Source organism: Monashia sp. NPDC004114 (assembly GCF_053603855.1).
In genome coordinates, this window is record NZ_JBSGGK010000001.1 from 431,707 (window position 1) to 454,767 (window position 23,061).

The 23,061-nt window shown below is 65.5% G+C and carries 19 protein-coding genes; 14 read left to right on the forward strand and 5 right to left on the reverse strand.

Features of this window, described 5'->3' with window-relative positions:
• The first annotated feature begins 680 nt into the window (after positions 1-680).
• The 5 genes from ACWEOW_RS01870 to ACWEOW_RS01890 all read left to right on the forward strand — a co-directional run bounded on the left by ACWEOW_RS01870 (position 681) and on the right by ACWEOW_RS01890 (position 6,541).
• On the forward strand, positions 681-2,582 hold the full coding sequence (locus ACWEOW_RS01870) for a KAP family P-loop NTPase fold protein (protein WP_452267442.1): 1,902 nt from the start codon (positions 681-683) through the stop codon (positions 2,580-2,582).
• Between the two features lie 2 nt (positions 2,583-2,584).
• Positions 2,585-3,355: a hypothetical protein gene (locus tag ACWEOW_RS01875; RefSeq protein WP_452267443.1), complete on the forward strand. Its 771-nt coding sequence runs from the start codon at positions 2,585-2,587 to the stop codon at positions 3,353-3,355.
• A 2-nt stretch (positions 3,356-3,357) separates the two neighbouring features.
• Positions 3,358-4,650 carry a hypothetical protein gene (locus ACWEOW_RS01880; RefSeq protein WP_452267444.1) on the forward strand — a complete coding sequence of 431 codons (1,293 nt, stop codon included), beginning with the start codon at positions 3,358-3,360 and terminating at the stop codon, positions 4,648-4,650.
• Positions 4,647-5,414: a TatD family hydrolase gene (locus ACWEOW_RS01885; RefSeq protein WP_452267445.1), complete on the forward strand. Its 768-nt coding sequence runs from the start codon at positions 4,647-4,649 to the stop codon at positions 5,412-5,414. Before ACWEOW_RS01880 ends, ACWEOW_RS01885 begins: the two co-directional genes overlap by 4 nt.
• Before the next feature lie 473 nt (positions 5,415-5,887).
• A complete protein-coding gene (locus ACWEOW_RS01890) occupies positions 5,888-6,541 on the forward strand; it encodes a hypothetical protein (RefSeq protein WP_452267446.1) in 654 nt (217 codons plus the stop codon).
• A gap of 875 nt (positions 6,542-7,416) precedes the next feature.
• Here the strand turns inward: ACWEOW_RS01890 and ACWEOW_RS01895 are convergent.
• Positions 7,417-8,979 (reverse strand): IS1634 family transposase, encoded by a 1,563-nt coding sequence (locus ACWEOW_RS01895; RefSeq protein WP_452267447.1) that lies wholly within the window; start codon positions 8,977-8,979, stop codon positions 7,417-7,419.
• 287 nt (positions 8,980-9,266) lie between these two features.
• On the opposite strand from ACWEOW_RS01895, the gene ACWEOW_RS01900 reads away from it, so the two are divergent.
• From ACWEOW_RS01900 to ACWEOW_RS01910, 3 genes are all read left to right on the forward strand, one after another.
• Entirely contained in the window at positions 9,267-10,352 is a 1,086-nt protein-coding gene (locus ACWEOW_RS01900; protein ID WP_452267448.1) for a hypothetical protein, read from the forward strand.
• A gap of 1,095 nt (positions 10,353-11,447) precedes the next feature.
• Positions 11,448-12,887, forward strand: coding sequence for a M28 family metallopeptidase (locus tag ACWEOW_RS01905; protein WP_452267449.1), 1,440 nt, complete (start codon positions 11,448-11,450; stop codon positions 12,885-12,887).
• Between the two features lie 560 nt (positions 12,888-13,447).
• Positions 13,448-14,314 (forward strand): phosphotransferase family protein, encoded by an 867-nt coding sequence (locus ACWEOW_RS01910; RefSeq protein ID WP_452267450.1) that lies wholly within the window; start codon positions 13,448-13,450, stop codon positions 14,312-14,314.
• A gap of 470 nt (positions 14,315-14,784) precedes the next feature.
• Here the strand turns inward: ACWEOW_RS01910 and ACWEOW_RS01915 are convergent, their stop codons facing one another.
• The 4 genes from ACWEOW_RS01915 to ACWEOW_RS01930 all read right to left on the reverse strand — a co-directional run bounded on the left by ACWEOW_RS01915 (position 14,785) and on the right by ACWEOW_RS01930 (position 16,392).
• The gene (locus tag ACWEOW_RS01915; RefSeq protein ID WP_452267451.1) at positions 14,785-15,198 is read right to left on the reverse strand and encodes a cyclic nucleotide-binding domain-containing protein; all 414 of its coding nucleotides are present in this window, start codon (positions 15,196-15,198) and stop codon (positions 14,785-14,787) included.
• A gap of 271 nt (positions 15,199-15,469) precedes the next feature.
• Positions 15,470-15,751 carry a hypothetical protein gene (locus ACWEOW_RS01920; RefSeq protein ID WP_452267452.1) on the reverse strand — a complete coding sequence of 94 codons (282 nt, stop codon included), beginning with the start codon at positions 15,749-15,751 and terminating at the stop codon, positions 15,470-15,472.
• Positions 15,752-15,802: 51 nt separating this feature from the next.
• Entirely contained in the window at positions 15,803-16,147 is a 345-nt protein-coding gene (locus ACWEOW_RS01925; RefSeq protein ID WP_452267453.1) for a type II toxin-antitoxin system HicB family antitoxin, read from the reverse strand.
• A complete protein-coding gene (locus ACWEOW_RS01930) occupies positions 16,144-16,392 on the reverse strand; it encodes a toxin HicA (RefSeq protein WP_452267454.1) in 249 nt (82 codons plus the stop codon). Before ACWEOW_RS01930 ends, ACWEOW_RS01925 begins: the two co-directional genes overlap by 4 nt.
• A 258-nt stretch (positions 16,393-16,650) precedes the next feature.
• On the opposite strand from ACWEOW_RS01930, the gene ACWEOW_RS01935 reads away from it, so the two are divergent.
• From ACWEOW_RS01935 to ACWEOW_RS01960, 6 genes are all read left to right on the forward strand, one after another.
• Positions 16,651-17,568 (forward strand): tyrosine-type recombinase/integrase, encoded by a 918-nt coding sequence (locus ACWEOW_RS01935; protein ID WP_452267455.1) that lies wholly within the window; start codon positions 16,651-16,653, stop codon positions 17,566-17,568.
• A gap of 175 nt (positions 17,569-17,743) precedes the next feature.
• Positions 17,744-18,148 (forward strand): ArsR/SmtB family transcription factor, encoded by a 405-nt coding sequence (locus ACWEOW_RS01940; protein WP_452267456.1) that lies wholly within the window; start codon positions 17,744-17,746, stop codon positions 18,146-18,148.
• Positions 18,145-18,618 (forward strand): SRPBCC domain-containing protein, encoded by a 474-nt coding sequence (locus ACWEOW_RS01945; protein WP_452267457.1) that lies wholly within the window; start codon positions 18,145-18,147, stop codon positions 18,616-18,618. Before ACWEOW_RS01940 ends, ACWEOW_RS01945 begins: the two co-directional genes overlap by 4 nt.
• 3 nt (positions 18,619-18,621) lie before the next feature.
• The gene (locus ACWEOW_RS01950; protein WP_452267458.1) at positions 18,622-19,071 is read left to right on the forward strand and encodes a CoA-binding protein; all 450 of its coding nucleotides are present in this window, start codon (positions 18,622-18,624) and stop codon (positions 19,069-19,071) included.
• A gap of 316 nt (positions 19,072-19,387) precedes the next feature.
• Positions 19,388-22,237: an ATP-binding protein gene (locus ACWEOW_RS01955; RefSeq protein ID WP_452267459.1), complete on the forward strand. Its 2,850-nt coding sequence runs from the start codon at positions 19,388-19,390 to the stop codon at positions 22,235-22,237.
• Positions 22,238-22,360: 123 nt separating this feature from the next.
• Complete coding sequence (locus ACWEOW_RS01960) at positions 22,361-23,053, forward strand: alpha/beta fold hydrolase (protein ID WP_452267460.1); 693 nt, start codon at positions 22,361-22,363, stop codon at positions 23,051-23,053.
• Positions 23,054-23,061 lie beyond the last annotated feature (8 nt).

A 23,061-nucleotide genomic window follows, 5' to 3' on the forward strand; every position in this document is an offset into this window, starting at 1 on the left:
TCCTATCCGGGCTTCGCCGCCCTCCTCATCAGAAGGAAGGCGCGCGTGAGATCGCCGCCCTCACCCTGCTTGACAGACCACGGTTTCTTTCCGGCCACGGGGTCGCGGCCAACGCGGAGACTCGGCCGCCGGACTGAGAACCGTCACCCCAAGGACGAACGCTCCGGCGGCTCCATGCACCCTGCTTCGAAAGGGCGCGGAGCCGCGGACCGGCGTCCCACCCACGACGCCCTTTTCGCCCAGAATGATCCTGCGATCAAGCTCGCGCAGCTAAGGTCAGCCCGTCGGTGCTCGCACGGATGACGGGACCGATCGGGAGGCGGCTTCATGACCACGTGGACGGTGATGTTGCTAGCCACCGCGAGTCTCTGCGTGCGCGTGCGTGACATTGCGATCTGTGGCGGACGCCGCACCTATGTTTGAACGTGCCGTCGGAGTGTCGCGACGTGCGCGGCCCGCCTGCTGAGGCAGGCTCGGTCGTGTCGCGGTAATGGCCAGCGGCGCTCAATGAGTTGTGCAGGCTTCCACCCGCGACGTGGTTGGTAGTAGCCGTGAAAATCAAGCGGAGTTTCCGGGTCGGCGGCATTCGGGAGACGCACGCATTGATCAATAACGACAAGCTGACGTGAGAATTGGTTTAGAGCCTTGAATATTGAAACAATTGAGATACCATGACAGAAATGCCGACGATCGCCCAAGGTGATGGCGAGAACTATCCGATCTTACTAGATGAGCCAAGTGATGTAGACCTCCTTTCCTTTGATGCCGTCGCGTCCACTGTAGTTGAAGCGGTCCTTGATCCGGGACTCGAGACGATTGCGCTTGGTCTCTCCGGTAGTTGGGGAAGCGGCAAGACCTCGGTTCTTCGAATCATCGCCTCACAGTTGCGCTCGGAGGAACGCGAGAAGCAGACTTGTCTCGTAATTGAGACCGATCCTTGGCGTTACGATCCACAGCTCGGCATTAAGGAGTCCCTGATCGGGGAGATCCTCGTTGCAATTGACAGCGCCCTGCCGGATGAGGGGCTAGGCCAACAGTCCAAGCATCTGGTGCGTAGGATGCTGCGACGCGTCGATTGGACGAAGGCGATGAAGCTTGCAGTGAATTCTGCCATAACCGTGTCGCTCCCATCGATCGACGGCGTGCTTGACCTGGTCAAGCCCAGCGAGGACGACGACAAGCCCGAACCGATCACGGACATGGTGAAGTTTCGCGAAGAGTTTCGCGCCTTGCTGAAATCGGACGGCTTGAAGGAGATCAAGAACGTGGTGGTCCTCGTCGATGACCTAGACCGTTGTCTCCCGGAGACGGTCGTGGAAACACTCGAAACCATACGACTGTTCTTGTCCGTGCCCAAGATGTCATTCGTTATTGCCGCGGACGAAGCGCGCGTAGCCGATGCAATTGCGACTCGCTTCCCTTCGACCGAAGGATCCCCAGGTGAGGAATCGCCCGCCCAGCTGTACCTGCACAAGATCGTTCAGACGTCCGTTCCGGTCCCTGCCCTAAGCGACTTCGACACGGAGGCTTACCTCGTCCTCCTACAGGTTCGGCGGCTCCTTCCGCCGGAAGAATACAACGCGATCGTCGCAGACGTGGCCAAGGCTCGGCGCGCTGCTGAGGCTCTCGACACAGTCACATCGCTGCAGCGGAGCGAGTTTGCGGACTATCGAAACAACGCTGCCCGAATCCGACCAATCGTCCACGAGAAGACTCGTGGCAACCCGCGGCGCATCAAGCGCTTTCTCAATGACCTCTCGGTTCGCCTGACTATCGCTGCCAAGCGAGGTATCCCGCTTGATGCCGCTACCATCGCCAAGCTCATGGTTTTAGAGCAGTACTTCCCAGATGACTTCAAGACCGTTACCGACTGGCTGCGAGAGCAAACGCTGCGCCAAAATCTGGAAGCGCTGGAGGCTCAAGCAGGAACACCAAATGCGGGCGACAGCGCTGACAGCGGGGCCGCCGCGACCGAGCAACCTATTGATGAAGGCGGCGTCCCGTCTCCGAAGGCCAGTGCAAAGAAGGTAGCGGCGAAGACCGACACCAAGGAGCTTGAACCTAAGGTCAAATTCACAGAGGGCCTCCTGCGTTGGGCTCGCCTGTCTCCGCAGCTGGCCAAAAAGGACGTGGCCCCATACCTGGTATTTGCGGCAAGTTTCAAGAATCTCTTCATTACATCCGTGGGACTACCGGAGTCCATCCGCGACATGGCGACCCAGCTGCTCTCTCGCTCACCGTCTGAGGCTCGTCGCGTGACCGAGGATATGCTTCGAAGCTTGCAGGCATCTGAGATTCTGCGTCTTGTCCAGCATATTGGCGGAGTCATTGTCGATGAACCTCAGCGGCAGACAGCGGGCATAGTTGCCATGCTCCGCATCGCGCGGGTGCACGCGTCGTCAGCCCAGGCGGTTGTTGCAGCGCTGCGACGAATGAGTCCAGGCGACCTCAGAGTTGGTGGCCTGACCGAGCTGCGAGCGAACGACCCCAAAGAGATCGTTGACCAGTTGGCTGGTATGGCTGAAGCCAGTGGCCGCAAGGACCTCCAGGAGGCCATCACCCTCGCCAAGGAGGACGTGTAGCCATGGGGACCAGCTCGTCGTATGAGGGCTCGGCGAGCAAGGTTTCGCGTGTGCTCAGAGAGGGCGTTGACGAGTGGAGTCAGTCTCAAACTGACGGCGCCGCATCCCCGGTCCCGGAGAATGTGGTCGCGCAGGCGCTTAAAATTCCGGTGTTCCCCCGGCGCCCATCTGGAGGGGGCGGCGGAGTTGGTGGTGGTGGGTCCGTAGGGAGCGCTGCCGGTGCAACCGGATCCAAGAAGCAGAGCGCGCCACGGCGCGATGCCCGAGCCTATGCGTCGACCGCAAGCCGTGCCGCAAACCTCGCCCGTGCCTTTCGTGAGGGTGACCGCGAGACACTCGAGAAGGCTGGGCTCGACTTCGACAAGCTAGCCGCGCTGCCGAGCCGGCCAGAGATGGTTCGAGCCATCCTTGATGTGGTCTGCGAGGACCAGACGGGCAGCGACATCCCGGCCGAGGAGCAGCGCGACATCGCGGGGCGCCTCCTTGACTGGATGCTCGACGATCGGATGAATGACACAGTTCCTGACGCGGCGGCCACAGCGGAGCATGCCATCGGGCTCATCATCGCCGAGGTCTTTCTTACTGAGGCGGGCGAGTATGCGTCAACAGACGCGGCAAGCCGCGAGCGCTTCATCGACGAGGTCTACGAGACCAGCCACCATCTTGCCGCCAAGGCGAATCTTGCCAGGTCGGGAGCCACCAAGGCCGCCATTGACAAAGCGATAGAAAAAGGTTTGCGGTTTCTTCGCCGCATCCATGCAGGAGACTCCTAGAAATGTTTGACTTCAACTTCTCAGTCCTTGCGCCGCCCAACCCGCTCCCGCCGGACGCCAACACCACCTTCTACTGGCACAATCAGACCACCAGCCCGTACTTCGGGACCAATGTCGGGCCCCTGCTCGGTAAACTTGGTGCCGTCAATAATAGAAATATCGACCTCGTACGAATTGCGTCCGCAGTACTGGCCGCCGACCGCTCAGCCAGTCGATCTGGTCGCCTATCAAAGTGGAACCAGCGAGAGATCAAACTGACGGTCGATGTGCTTGCAGTTGGCCCGTGGAACGTGGTCAGATACGACCTCCAAGATCTGCTCGGGTTTCTCACCGGAGACATCTGGCAACTAGGGTTTCGGCGGGAAGTTGGAGCCCCCGAACAGATCCGAGCGGCAGGCATCGACACCAAACGAGTAGTCCTCCTCAGCGGCGGGGCCGACTCCGCGGTAGGGGCACTCATGTCGGCGCATGAATTGTCCCCCCGGGGAGATAAGCATGTCCTCGTTTCACACTGGTCGTCCAAGAACCTTCCCAAGATACAGACGGCCCTCGCCGCCGAGATCGAGCGACTAGTGCCAGGCGCGCTGGCCGACCACATCAAGATCCATCACGCCCGGGGAAGAAAGTCGCCATCGGGGGCGAGGTACGGTCTTGAGAACTCGACCAGATCGCGTTCCCTTCTCTTCATCGCGCTTGGCCTAGCCGTGGCGTCTGTGAACAAGGTCCCTCTCTGGGTCCCCGAGAACGGCTATGCCTCCATCAACCCGCCGCTCTCACGCAGTCGTCGCGGGAGTCTGTCCACCAAGACAACCCACCCCAAGTTCCTCGCCGACCTCGTCCGCATCCTTCAACGAGTGGGTGCGCATCACGAACTACTCAACCCGTACGCGAACCTGACGAAGGGTGAGATGTTCGCGCGAATCCGCGACGCCCACGGCACCGGCGAGGCAAGCAAGTACCTCAGCGCAACCACATCGTGCTCCCACACGGGCGCGCGGTCGTATGGGATCTCGCCCACTGTCGCGTGCGGCGTCTGCTTTGGCTGTGTACTGCGGCAGGCGTCCTTCGTGGCGGCGGGCCTAAGCGACGGCACCAGATACCTGACACCGAAGGGGCCGAAACAGAAGGCTTGGGTTGCAGACAAGACTGTCGTTCCAGCGATGCGCGACTTCCTACGGGAGCCCTTCGGCGACATCGACCTCGCACGGTCGCAGATCCCGTCCACCATTCCCCTGACAGAGGTGAGTGACCTGTGTCGACGAGGGCGAGACGAGCTCCGAGGCCTAGCCCTGTGAAGACCACCCCGCCGCTCGATACTCATTCCCATATCTCCACGGACATCGACGCGCGTGACGTCAATGCGTTGGGTGCCTTCATTTTCGCCATGACACGATCACCGGCCGAGTATGCCGACACCAGGACGCGCCGCGACGCCCGAGTGGTCTGGGGCATTGGTGTCCATCCGGGACTCGTCGGAGTCAACAAGGCTTTCGACGCCGGAGAGTTCGAACGCGGCATCGAACAGTCACTACTCGTGGGGGAGGTCGGACTCGATGGCTCGAGTCGTGTACCAGTGTCGGCTCAGATCAACACTTTCCGCTTGATCCTCGAAGCACTTCAGCGGCATCCTCGAATCGTCAGCATCCATAGCGCGGGAGCGCAACTGCGGGTACTGCGCGAGCTTCACCGTACGCCCGTACAGGGCGTGATTCTCCATTGGTGGACCGGGTCCCCCGAGTTGACCGAGGAGGCCGTTCGACTTGGGTGCTACTTCTCGCTGCCGCCGGCGATGATGTCCGCAACCGAGACAGTACGTGTGATCCCGATCGGCCGACTCCTGCCAGAGACAGACCATCCCTACGGAGACCGACACACGAGAGGAATTAAACGCCCCGGAGGCGTGCGCGAGGTCGAACAACGTCTCGGGCGACAGCACGACATTCAACCGCTTGAAATGCGACTCCAGTTCTGGCGCAACCTCGCACAGCTCGTCGATGAAGTCGGACTCCGAAGCCACTTCCACACCGAGTGGCGGTCAGTCCTGAGTGATGTGCGCTGACGCGCCGATGTCGTCGCTCACAGTAGTCTGTGGAAATAGGTGCGAGTTGACCCGTAAGAAGGTGATCGGAGGAGTTTGAGCACTTGTCGGCGCGGCCAGCCCAGCGGTGCGGCATGCTCCTGCGGGGTGGTCGCACTCGAGGGCGCGACGTCGGTTGTCGAAGGCCGCCGAACGGGGCTTGCCTCGCTCGGGCGGCGGGTGCTTCCTTCCCGAGGATCTTCTGAGCTCCGTGGATCCGAGAGCATCCTCGGCAGGAGCAGGTCGTTGTCCGCCCCGAGCGGTTGAGAGGGCGCCGCGTGAGCCTGCCCGATCTGACCCGACGACCGAAGCAGGATGGTAGACATTGCAATGGCAATTAGCCCTTCGTTCGTCGACGCGGCGTCACTGTCCACACGGACGGCGCTTAGGGTCTGACGCGACGTACGACACAGTGGCATGAGAACCAGTTCACCAACTCACTGATGGAGCCAGTAATGGATCAAGCGCCGGCATTGATCGAGTCCGTAGCGTCTCTCGTCTGGCCACTTGCCCTGGTTGCGTTGATTGTTGTGCTGCTGCCAACATTGCGAAGAATCCTCGGTGACAGTGAATCGGTAGACGTTGAAGTCGCAGGCACTAAAGTGTCGATTCAGCGTGCATCGGAGGGCCTGCGCAGACTTATCACCGACCTTCAGGATCGAGTGAACGAGTTGGAGTCTGCAAGGATCGATGTTGATCAGCAAATACCAAAGCTCGATGAAGGACGTCAGCGGAACCGCTCGGTGCTGTGGGTTGACGACCGCCTGGAAGCCAACGTTTACGAGCGTGCGAGGCTACGCGATGCGAATTTCCAAGTGGTGCAGGCTGAATCGACCACGAAGGCGCTAAACGCGTTGGAGACCGATGGCCCATTCGAGGTGATCATCTCAGATATGTCTCGAATCGAGTCGTCGGGTCGGCTCAATACTAGGGCTGGTTTAGAACTGCTGAGCCAACTGCGGGCCGCGGGGGATACGACTCCAGTGGTGTTCTTCAGCAGCAGCCGATCACTTGCGCCAGTGCTGGCGGAGTTGAACGCGCAAACCGGAGTCAGTTACACCACGTCTCCAAGCGAGCTTATGCGCTTGGTGGGAATCGTCGACTCCTAAGGAGGTCGCCCGGGAGGTACAGGTGCCTCCCGGTTTAGGGAGCTGACTTCGTCGGAGCCTGGCCCTGCCCACCGTGCCGTGCGCCGCGTGCTGAGTCCGATGCCTGCAACGGTGCGCCATTGGCGATACCACCGCGTCGCGTAATCGCTGAACATGTGCCTCACCTATTGGCTGAATTAAGTGCGTCATTTCGCCAGGATCGATCCGTGACCCAGATCCGAGCGTCTTGGACTTGCAACTCGATTGGTCAGGCGAGGCGGAACATGGAGAGGTCGTACCCCGTGCCCGTGAGACTGCTGCTGAGCCTTTGTCCATTAGGTGTGCGGTAGGCGAGTTCCAAGATGCCCTCGTTCGACACGAAGGCGCCTCGACGGGATAAGGAGCCCCGGCCTGTTGCGCACGTTTGATTCGATTCGACAGCTCACGCGCAAGATACTGCGACAGGCTGGAGCGCTCCCCGGTCCCGGCACCGCCCACCTCAAGACCAAGCACCGCCCGGATGTTGGGGTGGGACGCATCTACCGCCATGGCGAGCTGGTAGGCAGTCAGGTACGGGCGTCCAAAGTGGTGCCCTCCGGGGTTGTTCAAGTGCCCCCCCGTAGTGCCTCTAGGACAGCACTCTCAACGCCTTCTGACTCCCACACGGACATGCACCGACCCTCTTCTGCCGCCCCTGCGGGTCAAGTGGTTCCCATCTGCGCGTTGCGTCACTTCCCCGCGTGCGGACGCGGCCTGATCACGAGCGGATCTAGCGTCGATGGATCCCGGTGCCCCGGGAGCGCGTCCACGCTTCGTCAGCGACCCCAGCCGGATCTGCGACGCGCGCGTGCAGCGCCGGTTATCGCTCGCCGCCCGACTCGTGCCACCGGGGTGTGTCAGTGAGGGTTGAGGTCGAGGGCGTCGAGGATGGCCTTGGCGGCTGGGGTGAGGGGGTCTTCGGCGAGGTGGTCATGGCCGGCGATGCGCACGTTGATCTGTTGCAGCGGCCGTAGCGTCCGCACGATCTTCTTGATGCTCATCCCGGTCGCGTCCTGCAGGTAGCGGGCCACGGCCAGCGCCGCGAAGACGATGGTCAGGTGGGCCTCGATCGACTCGCGGGTGTGGTGGAAGATCGGCCGAGCACGCAAATCGCTCTTGCTCATCCGGAACGACGCCTCGACGTGCCAGAGGTCGTGGTAGCTGGCGATGACCTCGCCGGCGGGCATCGCGTCGGCGGGGATGTTGGTGACGTAGCCCTTCATTCCGACGAGGCGTCGCGCTCGGGCGAGGGACGCCTCGTCGAGCGACTGGCTGCCGTTGCGGAGGGTGACGAACCGTGGGGTACGGGCGACCTTCTCGCCGGCGACGACGGCCTTGGCCCTGTTCTCCTGCAGCGTCAGAGTCTTGCCGTCCCGCACGGCACGCTTGCGGGAGTAGGCCCACACTGCCCGCCACGACCGCGAGTGGACGGCCGGGTCCCAGGTGGGTTCGGCCTTCTTGTTCACGTCGTTGACCGCCTGCGTGGCCTTGGTGGCCACCCGTGGGGTGATCGTGTCGATGACCTGCCCGTCGGTGAACGCGTCGCCGTGCCAGCGGAAGTGGGAGGCCAGGTCGGCCGGTGCCTTGGTGACGCGGGAGCCGACGATGAACCGCAGCCCGGCCTCGTGCAGGTCCTTCAGGTTGCTCGCGGACAGCATGCCGGCGTCCGCGACGACGACCATGTCCGACAGCGAGTGGCGCGCCTGGAACTGGCGGATGATCGGGATGATCGTGGCGGTCTCGGCCTTGTTGCCTTCCCAGCAGCCGATCTCGAGCGGGAAGCCTTGGCGGTCGACGAGGAGGCCGACGACGATCTGCGGGTCGACCCGTCGTTCCTTCGAGTAGCCGACCTTGCGCAGCTCGTCCTCATTCTCCGCCTCGAAATACAGCGTCGTGACGTCGTACAGGCACAGCGACACATCACCGCTGGCCGCGGCGTGGGTGAAGCACGCCGTGGCGACCTGGTCGCGGTAGCCGCCCGTCGCGGCCCGCTGCAGCGACCGGAACATGGTCCGCAGCGACGCGTGCTCGACGCCGATCTCGTCGAGGACCCGCAGCGAGTCGGCCTTGGACGTCGGCTCGATGATCCGGGCCAGCACCAGCTGCTGAAAGGCCGCATCGTCGAGGGCGTCGAACCCGAGCCGGGCGTACACGCTGGTCAGCACGTGCCACAGCAGCACGGACCGCTTCCCGGTGATCACCCCGGCCCGGCCCGGCTGCGGCATGCCGGACACCTCCAGCTCAAGCGACTCCGGACCGGGCCGCAGCCGCCGCCTGGCCTCAGCCATCAGCACCGCGAGCTCCGCCTCACCACGTGCGGTGCCGACGTGCTCCAAGACGACATCACGGCCAGCTCGCCGCTCCGCGATCTGCACCTTCGTGCTGCCCGACCGGCCCGGAGACTTCCGCACGAACACCACGACCCGACACTACCGATCCGCGGGGTGTGTCACTCAGCTCGCGCCCACGCCGCTGACCAGCACAAACGTCGCAAGACTGGGCTCTCAGCCCTCAGGTGGCACGAGTCAGGTCAGCGACCCCAGCCGGATCTGCGACGCGCGCGTGCAGCGCCGGTTATCGCTCGCCGGCACCATCTCCTAGGCCCCGCGCTCTCGCTGTCGAGGCCTCACATCTGCGTTCATGAGTCACCACGCAGCTGCTCGAGCGTTTATCCGTGGCGGCACGCGCCGAACGCTATCCTCCATGCATGAGTGAGGATTCCGCACCTGCAGCTGATCCGGGCCGCCCCTGGGCATTCAGAGATCAATTCGCCCGCGATCTGAATAGGTATGTGGGACTGCGACTGACCGGCTACGCCGTCAGTGGCCGTTACAAATTACAGCACCTTGCTCTCTATGGTGCCCTCCTCATTGCCGCGATCGTCATTGCTCTATCGCATTCCGAGAATCGGGCATTCTGGATGCTCAACTACTTCGGCTGGTGCGCGTGGTATATAGCAATCGGTCCTGTCATCGCTTGGGCGACGAACGTCGCAACCCGAGCATACGTCAATTCCGGTAAAGAGATCGATGCGGCTCTTGTCCCTGAAGTCGCCTCGCTTGTGTATGCGCGATGGGCTGAGACCTGGCTACCGGCTCGGCGCCAATGCACCGCATCGTTTGCCGTGGCCCTGCTCGGGCCACTAACGCTATACATGGCGGGCCGTGTAGATGACGGTGAGCATATCGTGACGTCCAATTGGCTCACGTCTGTAATTATTTTACTCGACGGCTATCTGGTCGCCGCAGCATCATATTGGGTCATTTCTGCCGTGGCGCTGATTCGCAATCTCGAACGATCCCACGCGTTCCGCCTACTACCTGACTTCCCTGGGCACACTCCCGGCGTGGAGCAACTTTCAAGAATAGCCGGAGCTACATTCGTCGCTTGCACCGCCTTTGTTTTATACTTGCTCATTCCGTTCGCGATGTGGCTACCAACGGCCAAGAGCGGCGATTCGGTGACGTCTCAATTAATCTTGATGGTTATTCGATTAATCACGCTCGGCATGTCAGCGACCGTTGCCTTCGTGGCGGGCTATCTCCCACAGCACGCCATTTCGCGGGCAATTCGGGAGGAACGTGCGGCGCGACTGTTGCAACTGCAAGCGAGGCTGCAGCAACAGAAAAAGGGAGCAACCAATATTGACGCTGCCTCGCTTCGGGACCAAAGAGATCGTTTCTTGTCGCTAGCGCAGTCCCCTTCAGCCAGCTGGGTTTCTAGCAGTAATCTTCAACTCGGTATAGGCGTAGTGGCTGCCTTGGTGCCTTCCCTCGTGTTGTTCCTTCAGTGATCGCTCCGCACCCTGACCGGGAGCGATGATATTGAAAGCGAGTCTTGGACGACTGGGCCGTACGCCACCTTGGAGGGGACGACAGATGAGGGCCAATTCCACGTATCACTTCTGGGGACCGCTGCAAGGTGGTACCCAAGTCGGCGGGTCATTTCGCCTGGTTTTCGCGGTCTTGCTTGACAGGCGGTCGGCAGCGCGCGCGAGGTCTCGGCGGATCTCGTTGAGGGCTGCGCCATGATTGGCCCGAGTGCCTGCAGTTTGGAGTAGGGCTTCCCCGGGCCACGGTACCTGCACCCCTCTGGTGAAAGGTGCACCGATCAGGGGCCTGTCGGCCTCCCCGAAACAGAGCACGCCGTGGGCGGGGACGTCGCGCAGCAGCGCGCCGACGATGTCCACCTGTTTGAGTACGCCGTCCGGCGGTCAGCGAATGGGCTCGTACTGACTCGATGCGAAACGGTCGTCGCGGCCGCCGCACGGTGCGAACAATTCGTTCACAGTTCGACGACCTCGTCAACGCTGAGCAAGCTGGCATCGACCGCGGGGCTGTCGCGCTCCGAGCGTTTAGTTGGACTCCTGGACCTGGCGCCGTGAGCTTGAGCGTTCCTCGGCCCAGTCGACGATGTCGTTGGCCCAAACAGCACGTCACATGTCGAGACCGCGGCGTTGAGGGTCCCTTTGAAGATGAAGGCGCCCGGGGTGAGCTGCTCGTCTGCTCCCTCGCCGAAACTTCTGTCCGGCACTCGGGCTGCGGCTCCGAGGCGCGTCATACCGCCGCTTATCGGTCCCCGCAGCTGTGAACGGGCGGCGGTCTTGGCGATCCATCTACTCGGTGACTTCCGCCATTGGTTGTTTGTCGGGCGCGGAAAGCGGAGCCGTCGTTTGGGACGGTCCCATCGAGTTCGTGGGGCGCCAGCTCCGGTGAGGTGATCGGATCAACTTCATCGAGGCCGACGGACGGGCCTTCGCTCGGCCCGTCCTGCGAGGAGAAGTCGGTGGAGGCGAGCGAGGCTGGCTTGGTCGCCTCCTGCTCGGAAGGACCTGCGCCGGCCACGCGTTCTTCTGGACAAGCGCCGGTGAGGGGCGTAGAACGCCAGGATGGGTACTGTGCCAAGCGCCGGACCCACCCGGCGCACCTTCCTGTCCACGGCCATCGCGGCCGCATCAGCCGGTGCAGCGGCACCGCTCATCGGCACCGCTCTGGCCTCTCCGGCATACGCCGAGGTCAAACCACCGGCCTCCCCACCCCCGCCGACCGCTCAGCTGGTTGACGCGGAGCTGGCCGCCCTGCTCGCGCAGGTGGACCCCACCAACCTCCAGGGGACCGTCACGAAGCTCGTGTCCTTCGGCACCCGGCATACGCTCTCCTCGCAGGACGACCCGGTCCGCGGCATCGGAGCCGCGCGGGACTGGATCTACCAGACCCTGCAGGGGTATGCCGCCGCGTCGGCCGGGCGGCTCACCGTCCAGAAGCAGAGCTTCGTCCAGCCGGCCGGGCCCCGGATCCCGGTCCCGACGACCATCACGAACGTGATCGCCACGCTGCAGGGCGCGAGCGACCCGGCGCGCACGTATGTCGTGACGGGGCACTACGACTCACGCGTCACCGACGTCCTGAACTCCACCGACGACGCGCCCGGTGCCGACGACGACGGGTCGGGCGTCGCGCTCGTGCTCGAGCTCGCGCGCATCCTCAGCGCCGCCCAGCAGCCCGAGGCGACGATCGTGTTCGCCGCCGTCGCGGGCGAGGAGCAGGGGCTCTTCGGGTCTGCGTTCATGGCGGCACAGATGAAGGCCGCCGGCACCGACGTGCAGGGTATGGCCAGCAACGACATCGTCGGCAGCAGCACCGCCGACGACGGCACGAAGTACAAGCACGTGGTGCGTCTGTTCGCAGAGGGGGTCCCGACCTCCGAGACAGTGCAGCAGACCGCGATCCGCCAGGCGATCGGCGGCGAGAACGACGGGCCCTCGAGGCAGCTCGCCCGGTTCGTCCGCGAGATCGCCGACAACGGCGCCACGGGCATGGACGTCCGGACGATCTACCGGCGGGACCGCTATCTCAGGTCGAGCGACCACGTCTCCTTCCTGCAGCAGGGGTATCCCGCCATGCGCTTCACCGAGGAGGCGGAGAACTTCTTCCATGAGCACAACGACGTGGCTGTCGTGGACGGCATTCAGCGCGGCGACCTCATTGAGTTCTGCGACTTCGGCTACATCGCGGATGTGACCAGGGTGAACCTGGCGACCTTCTGGTCCCTGGCCAATGCGCCCGGCACACCGAAGAACGTCCGCATCGACACCACCGCTCTCACCAACGACTCGACGCTGCGCTGGAACGCCTCCACCTCCGCCGACCTGGCCGGCTACGAGGTGGTGTGGCGAGAGAGCACGGCACCGGAGTGGGACCAGGCCATCCCGGTCGGCAACGTCACCGCGGTGACGCTCGACATCTCGAAGGACAACGTGCAGTTCGGGGTCCGCGCCGTCGACACGACCGGTCACCACAGCCCGGCCGGGTTCCCCGCGCCGAGCTGACGCCGACTATCGCTGCCGTGGCATGCGCACGCCCCCGGAGGGGGCCGCGCGGGCCACGGCGTGCCCTGGCATGCGTGGAGGCCTGTGGGAAGCGTGGAGTCCCGGGCCCGGACCGGCCTGACATCATGGCGCCATGACGTCAGTCGTGCGCGGGATCGCCTGAGCCGGGGTCTTCGTCGGGATCTGCGTCGCGCCGCTGGTCTTCGCGCTGATGAGCACGGACCGGCCCGGCCAGGGCTTCTGGACCGACTTCTCGGTCGCTCTCGGGTTCGTGGGCCTGGCCCTGTCTGAAGGGGCTCAGGGAGGTCCGTGTGACGGTGAAGGGTTTCCTAAGCGGCCCGTCATGGACCTCGACTGTCCCGCGTTGACATGGTCATTCGGGTGCACCTCGAGGTCGCTCCGTCGTAGCGAACGTTCGTCGGAAGCCCCGACGACGCTCTCCACCGGAGTGACCGCATGCCTCCGGGGCGCCGGCGCAGCAGCGTGAGTCTTTCCGCCGCTTGACGGGCGCATGGGCATTGCCAGGCCGCGGTTCGCGAGCGGGTGCGAGAATCCACGTCGTGGAGGCGGAGCTCGTTTCCCGCGCGTTGGCCACGGCCTCAGCTCTGGCCAGAGGTTGCGGGCTGCAGGTCGACGACGTCGTCGTGTTGCACAACTCGAACAAGCTGGCTCTGCGTCTGGCCCCGTGTGAGGTCTTCGTTCGAGTAGCAGTGAACGGGCATGAGGTCGCCGCGCTCGAGGTCGAGCTCGCGCAGCGACTGGCAGCAACGGCGAGCCCCGTCGCGGTGCTCGAGCCCCGGGTCGAGCCGCGGGTCTACGAGCGCGACGGGCTCACGGTGACGTTCTGGACCTACCACGAGTCCGTGCCTGACACAGGGGACTCACCAGCCAGGTACGCGGACGCGCTTCGCCGCCTGCACGCGGGTCTACGGGGCGTCGAGGTTGTGAGGTCCCACACGTCCCACTTCCTGGACCGAGTCGCCGAGGCGGAACGGCTGCTCTCCAGCCCAGAGCAGACCCCGAGGCTCGGTGAGACCGACCGGCGGCTGCTCCTGAGCACGCTGCAGGACGCCAGTGAGCGGATCCACCGACGCGGCGCTCCCGAGCAGTTGCTGCACGGCGAACCACATCACGGCAATGTCCTGCGCACCCAAGACGGGCTGCTGTTCATCGACTTCGAGACCTGCTGCCGTGGTCCCATCGAGTTCGACGTCGCCCACGTGCCGGACGAGGTCAGCGGGCACTATCCGAATCTCGACCTCGACCTTCTCGCCGAGTGTCGACGGCTCGTCCTTGCCATGGTCGCCGCCTGGCGCTGGGACGTCCGCGACGAGTTCCCGGATGGGCACCGACACGGCCGCGACATCCTGACCCTGCTGCGCCAGGGTCCGCCGTGGCCCGTACTCGGCGCTCTCCGCGCCGAGTAGCGAAACCCTCCAGCGAAGCGCCGATGGACTTCTGCCCATGACGGCAGGTGCGTCTTTGCGCCACGAGCCGGGGTTCCCTGACGGCGACTCCGGACGAGCGTTGCCATCCTCAGCCGGCATGTCCGGTCGCCGCTCGTAGCCGGGCGCGGCAGCGACAGCGCAGCGAAGAGGTGCCAAGTCGGGCCCTCCTGGCCGGAGGTATCGCAATCCACGACGAATGCGTCGCTCACGGCGACTGCGTCGAGGAAGTGTTCAAGGCTGCTGTGTCAAACGCCCGGCTGCCCGACCTCGTCTTCAGGACGTTGCTCGGCGACTTCGCCGCCACGGGCTGTGTCCTACGATCTGACCTCGCGCCCGAGGCACTCGTTCGGCACGAGAGGCGGCCCGAACGTTCGCGCGCAGCGTTCCGCGATGTCGACCGCAACGGCACGGGCTCGGCGGCGCAGGTTCTCGTCGAGCCTGGCGAGCCGCTAGGCCCCGATGTGCTCGACCTCGCGCAGCCGCCGCGCCAGTGCAACGAGGAGCGGCCATGCGATCGAGGCGTTCTCCTCGACGAGCGGCCGGAATTCCCACGGTGAGAGAGCGTGAACCCTGATGTCAGTCTTGGCCTCGACCGACGCGGTGCGCGGGCCTTCGTCGATCAGCGCGATCTCCCCGAAGTAGTCTCCGGGCGAGAGCGTCCGTCGGGCCTGGCCGTGGACTGTGACGACAGCCTCGCCTTCCTCGATCACAAAGAAGCCGACACCGCCCGCACCCTCTCTCACGATGAGCTCCCCGGCACTGAAGGTGCGGTCGCTGAAACTGCGCGCGAGGCTCTTCAGATGCTTCTCGTCGAGTCCTTGGAAGAGCGGAACGCGCCTGATCAGCTCGATGGGAGCGGCCATTTGCCGATTCTAGTGACCTCGCCGGTCGCCACGACAGACCGAGTCGGAGTCGGGCAGCGCTAACCCGCTGTCATCGGCAGATCCGGTAGATCACGCACGCGACCGGTGAACGCGCCCGAGCACTCAGCGCGGTGCGACGCTTCCACCGCGAGCCGGGCCACCCTGACGGCGACTCCGGAAGAGCGTTGCCGTCATCGGCGCGGCATGGTCGGACGAACGTCCTCCGCGCGGCATGGTCGGACGAACGTCCTCCGCGCGGCAAGACAGCTCGTCACCGGTTCTTGGGCGCCCCGCGTTCCCACCAGTCGGTCGGCGCCTCTTCGGTGATGACGCGGGCCGCGATCTCAACATGCACCAGATTGCAGAACTTCCACAGTTCCTTGGCAGCACGCGAGTACTGGAACAGGATCTGGTCGACATCGAACGCATTCACATGACCTGCACGGAAAGTGTCGATCCCCTCGCCGACGCGCTCCACTAGGACAGCCAGCTGCGCCTCGTGGTAGGCCGCAACCGCCTCGCGTGCGGCCCGACGCTCTGACTTCGTGGACACGGACCGAGGCTAGTCCGATGGGTTCAAGACAGCATCGTTGGCGTTGGCTGTTCAGGATGCGTCGCTGAGGCGTCGCACGACGTACTGGTTGAGGCTCAGGTGCTCCTGCGCGGCCTCCAGTGCCAGCTTGCGGTGCAGGCGCTCACCGACGCGCAGGTTGAACTTGCCCGAATAGGTCCGAGACGACAGCGGCTCGGGGATCGGCTCCCCGCCTGCGTGTAGGTCTGCGACGACCTCGCGCACCACATCGCGGATGCCGTGCAGCGCGTCGTCTTGGCTGGCCGCCAGCCAGGACAGGGAGGGGAACTCGAGGCAGGTGCCGACGAATTCCGCGTCCTCTTCCGACCACGTGACACGGTAGGTGTAGTGGGTGACTTCAGGGAGTGCGGTGGTCATCGGTTCGCCTCCTTCTTGTCGATGGCCGCCAGGACCTGCCGGACTTGGTAGGCCTTGGCCTTGCCGTGGTCGTTCTGGATGTTGACCCGCGGGTCGCCGGGCCACGGCGTCTTGAACACGGCGTGCGACCCGCCGGTGGTGCGCGGTGGGCCGAAGTGGTGCTCGCAGACCTTGGCCAGGTCGTCGTACCGGACGTTGCGGGGATTGGCTCGCATCTCGGCGAGGATCTTGGCAACGGAGGGCACAGATCGATGGTACCGCAGGTGGTACCGGGGTGCGAGTGGTGCAAACGTCCGACTCTCGGCAAGTGCGGACGACCTGTTCCTCAGGCGAAGGGTCTGTCCGGCCTGCTAGCCAGCCCGCCCCGAGGTGCATCATTCCGCCGCGTGCGGACGCGGCTCGGTCACCCCACATGGCCTAGCGTCGACGGCATTCCGGTGCCCGGCCACGATGGCGGCGAGCGGGGTCTGGCCACGAGTTAGGTCGCCGCGTGAGGTGTCCGAATGTCCAGCCCAACCACTCTGGTCCTGCCCTACCAGCCAGCGACGATGTCGACCGCCCACTTGGCGGCCGTGTCCTACCTAGCCCGCTACGCCGGGCACACCCACACCCTGTACGCCTACCAGCTGCGGCAATGGTTCTCCTGGTGCGAGTGCAACGGGCTCGACCCGCTGGTCGGGATCCAGCGCGCCCACGTCGAGCTGTACATCCGTGGACTCGGTGACCGGGGCCTGATGGACTCCTCGGTCGTGACGATGATGCACGCCGTGCGTGGCTACTTCCGGTTCGCCCACATCGACGGCCTGATCGGCTCCGACCCGGCCGTCTACGCCCGGCTCCCGAAGGTCCACCGCGACGAGACCCGCACCCAGGGACTGGACCGGCTCGAGCTCATCCGGTTCCTGCAGGTCGCCCAGAGCATCACCGTCCACCACGGCGCCCTGGCCTTCCTGCTGGGCATCAACGCCATACGCGCGTCAGAAGCCGCGGCGGTGCGGATCGAGGACTACGCCGACACCCTGCGCGGACACCGGGTGCTGCACCTGGTCGGCAAGGGCAACAAGCCGGCCACCATGCCCGTCACCGTCCCCGTGCTCCGAGTCCTCGAAGCCTGCCGAGGCCAACGCACCAGCGGCCCGCTGGTGCTACGTCCGATCTCCGGAAAGCCGATCGACCGACGCGATGCCTACCGCATGGTCAGCAGGATCGCCAAGGCCGCTGGGATCTCACGTCACATCAGCCCGCACTCCCTGCGCCACGCCGCCATCACCAACGCCCTGGACGCCGGCGTCCCGCTGCGAGACGCGCAGATCCTGGCGCGTCACGCCGACCCGCGAACCACCGAGCACTACGACCGCGCCCGAGGCAACCTCGACCGCCACGGCGTCCACTTCCTGACGGCATACGTCGCCGGCGTCTGAGGTGAAGGTCCCCAACACGCGTCGGACCCGCCCAGACTGACGCGCGGCGACAGATGGCTGGGCACATGTTGCGCCCCCCGGAGTGCGCGCCATCGGCCGGGCCGTTGGCGGTGGATGGCGCCGTTCATGGCTAGCGCTCGTTGATTAGTTGCAAGAATCGTGAAATATTAGTCAGATGGACAAGGATGTTGCGGTGGGTCGCTTCGCAGCACTGGCCGATCCGGTGCGCCTGTCGACCGTCGAAGCGCTGGCCCGAGGCCCGCTCAGCGCGGGCGACCTGGCTCGTCATGCCTCGGTGTCCCCGCCCCTCATGAGTCGCCACCTGCGCATCCTGCTTGAGGCCGGTCTGGTCCACGACAGCCGCGATCCGCACGACGCTCGTCGCCGCGTCTTCACACTGCGGCCTGAGGGCCTGGTTGCAGCCCGGGCCTGGGTCGACCAGGTGCAGGCCCAGTGGAGTGAGCAGCTCGCCGCGTTCCGGGCCCATGTCGAGACCACCGCGGGCAGACTCGACAGCGGTGCCGGAGACGGTAGCTCCGTCAACCGACAGCCACCCTCGCGCGGACGGGCGCGACCGTGAGCAACCCCCGGAAAGCCGCGAGCGAGGCTCCGCGCCCTGAAGCCAGGGCAAGCGTCGAGGTCGCCGTGCCGCCCGCGCGAGCATTCGAGGCGTTCACGGCCGAGATCAACTCCTGGTGGATCCCCGGTCCTATCAACTACTTCGACGCCGGCCGATCCCCCATGATGCGCGTCGAGAGTGGGCTGGGAGGCCATGTGCTCGAGGTCTACCCCGATGGTGAGCTCGTCATCGCCGAGATCACAACGTGGGAACCCGGCGCCCGCCTCTCCTATCGGGGCATCGTCGACGACAGCCAGACCGACATCACCTTCGAGCCGACGCCTGTCGGCACCCGAGTGCGTGTGCACCAGTACCTGCGCGACGACGGTGAACGCGCCTTTCTCTTCTGGCCCAACGTCATCGGTTGGCTCGTCCCCTGGTGCGACAGACCTGATCCGATCCGATCACCTCACCCAGACCACGGAGGCTGAACAGTGGTAGACCCCATCGAGATCCTGCACACCGCCCGAACCATGGTGCTGCACGACTGGCCGTCCGAGGACGTCCCCAATGCACTGGCACACGCCGGGCTGGAGCTCACCTTCCAGGGCGGCCCCGACCCCGACGACCTCTACGTGATGAGCCTCGTCGACGGACGCCCCGAGACGCGACCCGCCGACGGACTGCCCGACCACGCCGACATCATCTACAGCCACCGACCCGAGGCCGAACTGCCGCGCCTGCTGGAAGAGGCTCGACGACTAGGAGCCTCGACGCTCTGGCACCAGTCAGGCCGCGACGAGCGCGGCGAGAAGGACCCCACGGGCGTCCATCTCACCGACGCCGAGGCGGAGCAGATGACGACCCTCGCGCGCGAGGCGGGCATCCATTTCGTCAGCACCCCCTACATCGTTGACGCCGCCGCCGCAGCGCGACTCCGCTGAGCCGCACGTATGCCGGGTGGCGCCCAGATCACCCGACGAGCCGTCCGCAACCGGGCAAACTGGGCAACGGGTCAAGAGGCGAGCAGCCGCGCCAACGTTGACGCCCACGTCGATACGCTGGCGGTACCTTCCGCCACCCGATTGTGGAACTCGACCGCGGGAGGTACAACGGGCCAGCTCGGGTTTCGCTCGGGAGGGTGAGATGACACATCGAGGGTCGAAACCTGACCGCCCGACGTCTGCGCCACCAGCCGACACTGGCGTTGATGAAAGTGCTGGCGGCTTCCCGGAGTCACGCAAAGCGCAGGCTCCGTTGGTGGGCCGGAACATCGAGCTGAACCGCCTCGGCGAGTTTCTTGACCATGTCATCGCGGGGCGCGGCGGAGCCTTGCTGATTGCGGGAGAAGCCGGCGTCGGCAAGTCAGCCCTGCTCGAGGCCGCGGCTCGACGCGCCGCCGACCTGGACCTGCGTGTGGTGCTGGCCGCCGGTGCGGAGTTCGAGGTGGAAGTCAGCTTCGCTACCCTCAACCAGTTGCTCGGCCCCTTCATCGGCCTTATGCCTCAGCTCGACCCATCCGACTGGGAGGCGCTCGGTGCCGCGGTCCAGCTCGGCGGCGCCCACACAGGTGACCCAGCTCGAGTCTCCACCGCCACGCTGGCCCTGCTGCGCAAGGCAGCCGAGCACCACCCCGTGCTGCTGGTGGTGGACGACCTGCCGTGGATGGACAAGGCGAGCGCGCGGGTCTTGGCGTTCGTCGCCCGTCGACTGGCCGGTATTCCGGTCGGACTCGTGGGTGCCGCGCGACCCGGGGAGGCGGGCCTGTTCGATGACGTCGACCTGCCCCGACTGCTTGTCGCGCCATTGTCGAGCCCGTCAGCGCAGTCGTTGCTGGACCAGTCGTACCCGGGCCTCACTGGACAGGTCCGGCGCCGCATCCTCGATGACGCGAGCGGTAACCCCCTGGCGCTGCTCGAGCTGCCGAGGGCTCTGGCCAACCTGGGTCACGCCGAGGCGACCAGAGCGCCCGACGTTCTCCCGGTCACCGACCGCATCAAGGCGATGTTCGCGGCCCGCGTCAGGTCGTTACCCAGTGAGACCGCCGACTTGCTCCTGCTCGCCGCCCTTGAGGGCACCGGTGACCTGCGCGTCCTCACCGACGCCAGCAGCGTCCGGCCCGGTGCGAAGGAGTCGCAGGTGGACCGGTTGGAGGCCCTGGGACCAGCCGAGGTGGCCAACCTGATCTACGTCGACCCGCTAACGGGGCGCCTGGAGTTCCGGCACCCCCTGACCCGGTCTGCGGTCGTGGCAATGGCCACCGACGCCGAGCGACGCCGAGCCCACAATGTCCTCGCGACGCGTCTGACCGACGACCCGGACCGGCGTGCCTGGCAGATGTCCGCAGCAGCTCTGGGACCGGATGAACCTACTGCAGCAGAACTGGAGCATGTGGCGCGCCGGGCGGCTCGGCGAGGCGACCCAGTCGGCGCGGTCGCGGCATACGTCCGCGCTGCCGACCTCACCCCCCACCGTTCGCACAAGGTGCGGCGCCTGGCTCACGCCGCGTACCTGGGCGCGAACGTCACCGGCGACCTCGGCATGGCATCCCCGGTGTTGGACGAAGCCGCCCTCGAGGCTGACCCTGATGCTGCTTTGACCGTGACCCTTGCCGCGGCCGCGCAGCTGCTCAACCAGAACGGTGACCTGGACACCACCTACCGCTTGCTGGTGAACGCAATCGAGATGCACAGCGGCCCGTTCCGCGCCGACAACGAGGTCTTGGTCGAGACCCTGCACACCCTGCTGCTGGTCTGCTACTTCGCTGGCCGCCCGGAGCTGTGGACGCCCCTGGACAGTGCCATGGCACGACTCGAGCCGGCACCGCCGCTGGACCTCACGCTGCTGCGGTCCACGCTCGGCGACCCCGCGCGCCTGGCCGTTGACGTGTTGGGCGGCCTCGACACCGCCATCGCCCTGCTGCACCGAGAAACGGACGCGGCGCACATCCGCCGGATCGGGATCGCCGCGGTGTTCACCGACCGGGTCGAAGGCTGCCTGCCCGCGTTGCGGCGCGTCGTCGAAGACGGCCGTTCCGGTGGCGCGGTCACCGCGTCCATCGACGCGCTGTTCCTGCTGGCCAACCACCACTACTTCACCGGCGCCTGGGACGAGACGCAGCAGGAGGCTGGTGAGGGGCTGGCCCTGTGTGACGACCTCGGATTCCAGATGCTCGCCTGGCCCGGGCACTTCCTGCAGGGGCTGGTCGCGGCGGCCCACGGCGATGAGCACACGGTGCGAGCGATGACCAACCGCATGGCAGCGTGGGGGTTCCCGCGACGCGTGGGCTGCATCCAGCACTACATCGCCCAGCTCAACACTCAGTCAGCACTGGCGCGCGGCGACTTCGACGTCGCGTTCCGGCACGCGAGCCTGGTCAGCCCGGCCGGCGAACTGGCCACACACGCACCACTCGCGTTGTGGCTGGTCCTCGACCTGACCGAGGCAGCCACTCGCTCCGGCCGGGCCGGCGAAGCCGTGGCCCATGTGGCGGCCATGACCCAAGCCGGCATAGGCCACATCTCACCACGCCTGGACCTGCTGGTCACAGGCGCGAGTGCCATGACCGCCGCCATCACCAAGCCCGAAAAGGACGCCGACGAGGCGTTCGAGGCAGCGCTGGCGCTCCCGGGCACCGCCCTGCACCCCTTCGAGGTGGCCCGCATCCAGCTCGCATACGGAGAACACCTGCGGCGCACCCGCCGAACGACCCATGCCGGCATTCACCTGCAACAGGCGGTCGACCTGTTCGACCGGCTCCGGGCCGCGCCGTGGGCCGAACGCGCCGTCCGGGAGCTGCGTGCTGCGGGAAAGGCCAGCCCACGGCCGCCGGCGCGTTTGTCAAGAAGCGCCGCCGGCACGCTGACCCCACAGCAACGGCAGGTCGCCGAGCTCGCAGCCGCCGGCCTGACAAACAAGCAGATCGGCGAGCGTCTGTTCCTGTCGCCACGCACCGTGGCGACACACCTGTACGAGCTGTTCCCCAAGCTCGGTATCACCTCACGGGCCGCGCTTCGCGACGCCCTGGCACAGCACGACCAGGCCACGCATGGTGCAACCGTCGCACAGTCAGAAGAATCCTCGGAAGGCCAACGCAAGTCGACTGACTGAGGCGCGGCACCCGACGCGCGAAGACCGGTACCCGACCCAGTCACTTGACGCACGCGCCCTGCCACCCCCGACTCCTAGCGTCGAGCGAGCCCCACACCGGGGCATCGACCCAAGGAGAGCACCATGAGTACCCCGACCATCTTGCTCGTCCACGGCGGCTTCGTCGACGGCTCGGGCTGGCAGCCCGTCCACGACCTTCTGCGCCGTGACGGTTACGACATCGCAGTCGTACAGAACCCGACCACCTCACTCGACGACGACGTGGCCGCCGTCAACCACGTGCTCGAGGAGATCGACGGCCCCGTCGTCCTCGTCGGACACTCCTACGGCGGCGTCGTGGTGACCGAAGCCGGCACCCATCCGCAGGTGTCCGCGTTGGTTTACATCGCCGCATTCGCACCCGACGCCGGCGAGTCCGTCCAGACACTCATCGCCGACCCACCGCCGGGCGCGCCGGTACCGCCTATCCTGCCGCCCCGCAACGGGCTCCTGGCCCTGGACAAAACCAAGTTCCACGACTCGTTCGCCGGCGACCTCAAGCCGGAACTTGCCGAGTTCATGGCCAACTCCCAGGTCCCGTGGGGTGTCGAAGCGTTGGCCGGCACCGTCTCGACCCCCGCATGGCGGTCCAAGCCCAGCTGGTATCTGGTCGCGTCCGACGACCGGATGATTCCGCCGCCTGCGCAGCGCGCCATGGCCCAGCGCGCGGGCGCCACGACGCACGAGGTGGCCGGCAGCCACTCGGTCTACATCTCGCAGGCCCAAGCGAGCGCGGACCTCATCCACGCCGCCGCGCAGTCGCCGACCGCGGCCTGAGAAGGGAG

Bases quoted from the DNA above. Each gene is read 5' to 3' on its own strand.
- ACWEOW_RS01870 (WP_452267442.1), top strand. From the start codon at position 681: ATGCCGACGATCGCCCAAGGTGATGGCGAGAACTATCCGATCTTACTA.
- ACWEOW_RS01875 (WP_452267443.1), top strand. From the start codon at position 2,585: ATGGGGACCAGCTCGTCGTATGAGGGCTCGGCGAGCAAGGTTTCGCGT.
- ACWEOW_RS01880 (WP_452267444.1), top strand. From the start codon at position 3,358: ATGTTTGACTTCAACTTCTCAGTCCTTGCGCCGCCCAACCCGCTCCCG.
- ACWEOW_RS01890 (WP_452267446.1), top strand. From the start codon at position 5,888: ATGGATCAAGCGCCGGCATTGATCGAGTCCGTAGCGTCTCTCGTCTGG.
- ACWEOW_RS01900 (WP_452267448.1), top strand. From the start codon at position 9,267: ATGAGTGAGGATTCCGCACCTGCAGCTGATCCGGGCCGCCCCTGGGCA.
- ACWEOW_RS01905 (WP_452267449.1), top strand. From the start codon at position 11,448: ATGGGTACTGTGCCAAGCGCCGGACCCACCCGGCGCACCTTCCTGTCC.
- ACWEOW_RS01915 (WP_452267451.1), bottom strand. From the start codon at position 15,198: ATGGCCGCTCCCATCGAGCTGATCAGGCGCGTTCCGCTCTTCCAAGGA.
- ACWEOW_RS01925 (WP_452267453.1), bottom strand. From the start codon at position 16,147: ATGACCACCGCACTCCCTGAAGTCACCCACTACACCTACCGTGTCACG.
- ACWEOW_RS01935 (WP_452267455.1), top strand. From the start codon at position 16,651: ATGTCCAGCCCAACCACTCTGGTCCTGCCCTACCAGCCAGCGACGATG.
- ACWEOW_RS01940 (WP_452267456.1), top strand. From the start codon at position 17,744: ATGGACAAGGATGTTGCGGTGGGTCGCTTCGCAGCACTGGCCGATCCG.
- ACWEOW_RS01960 (WP_452267460.1), top strand. From the start codon at position 22,361: ATGAGTACCCCGACCATCTTGCTCGTCCACGGCGGCTTCGTCGACGGC.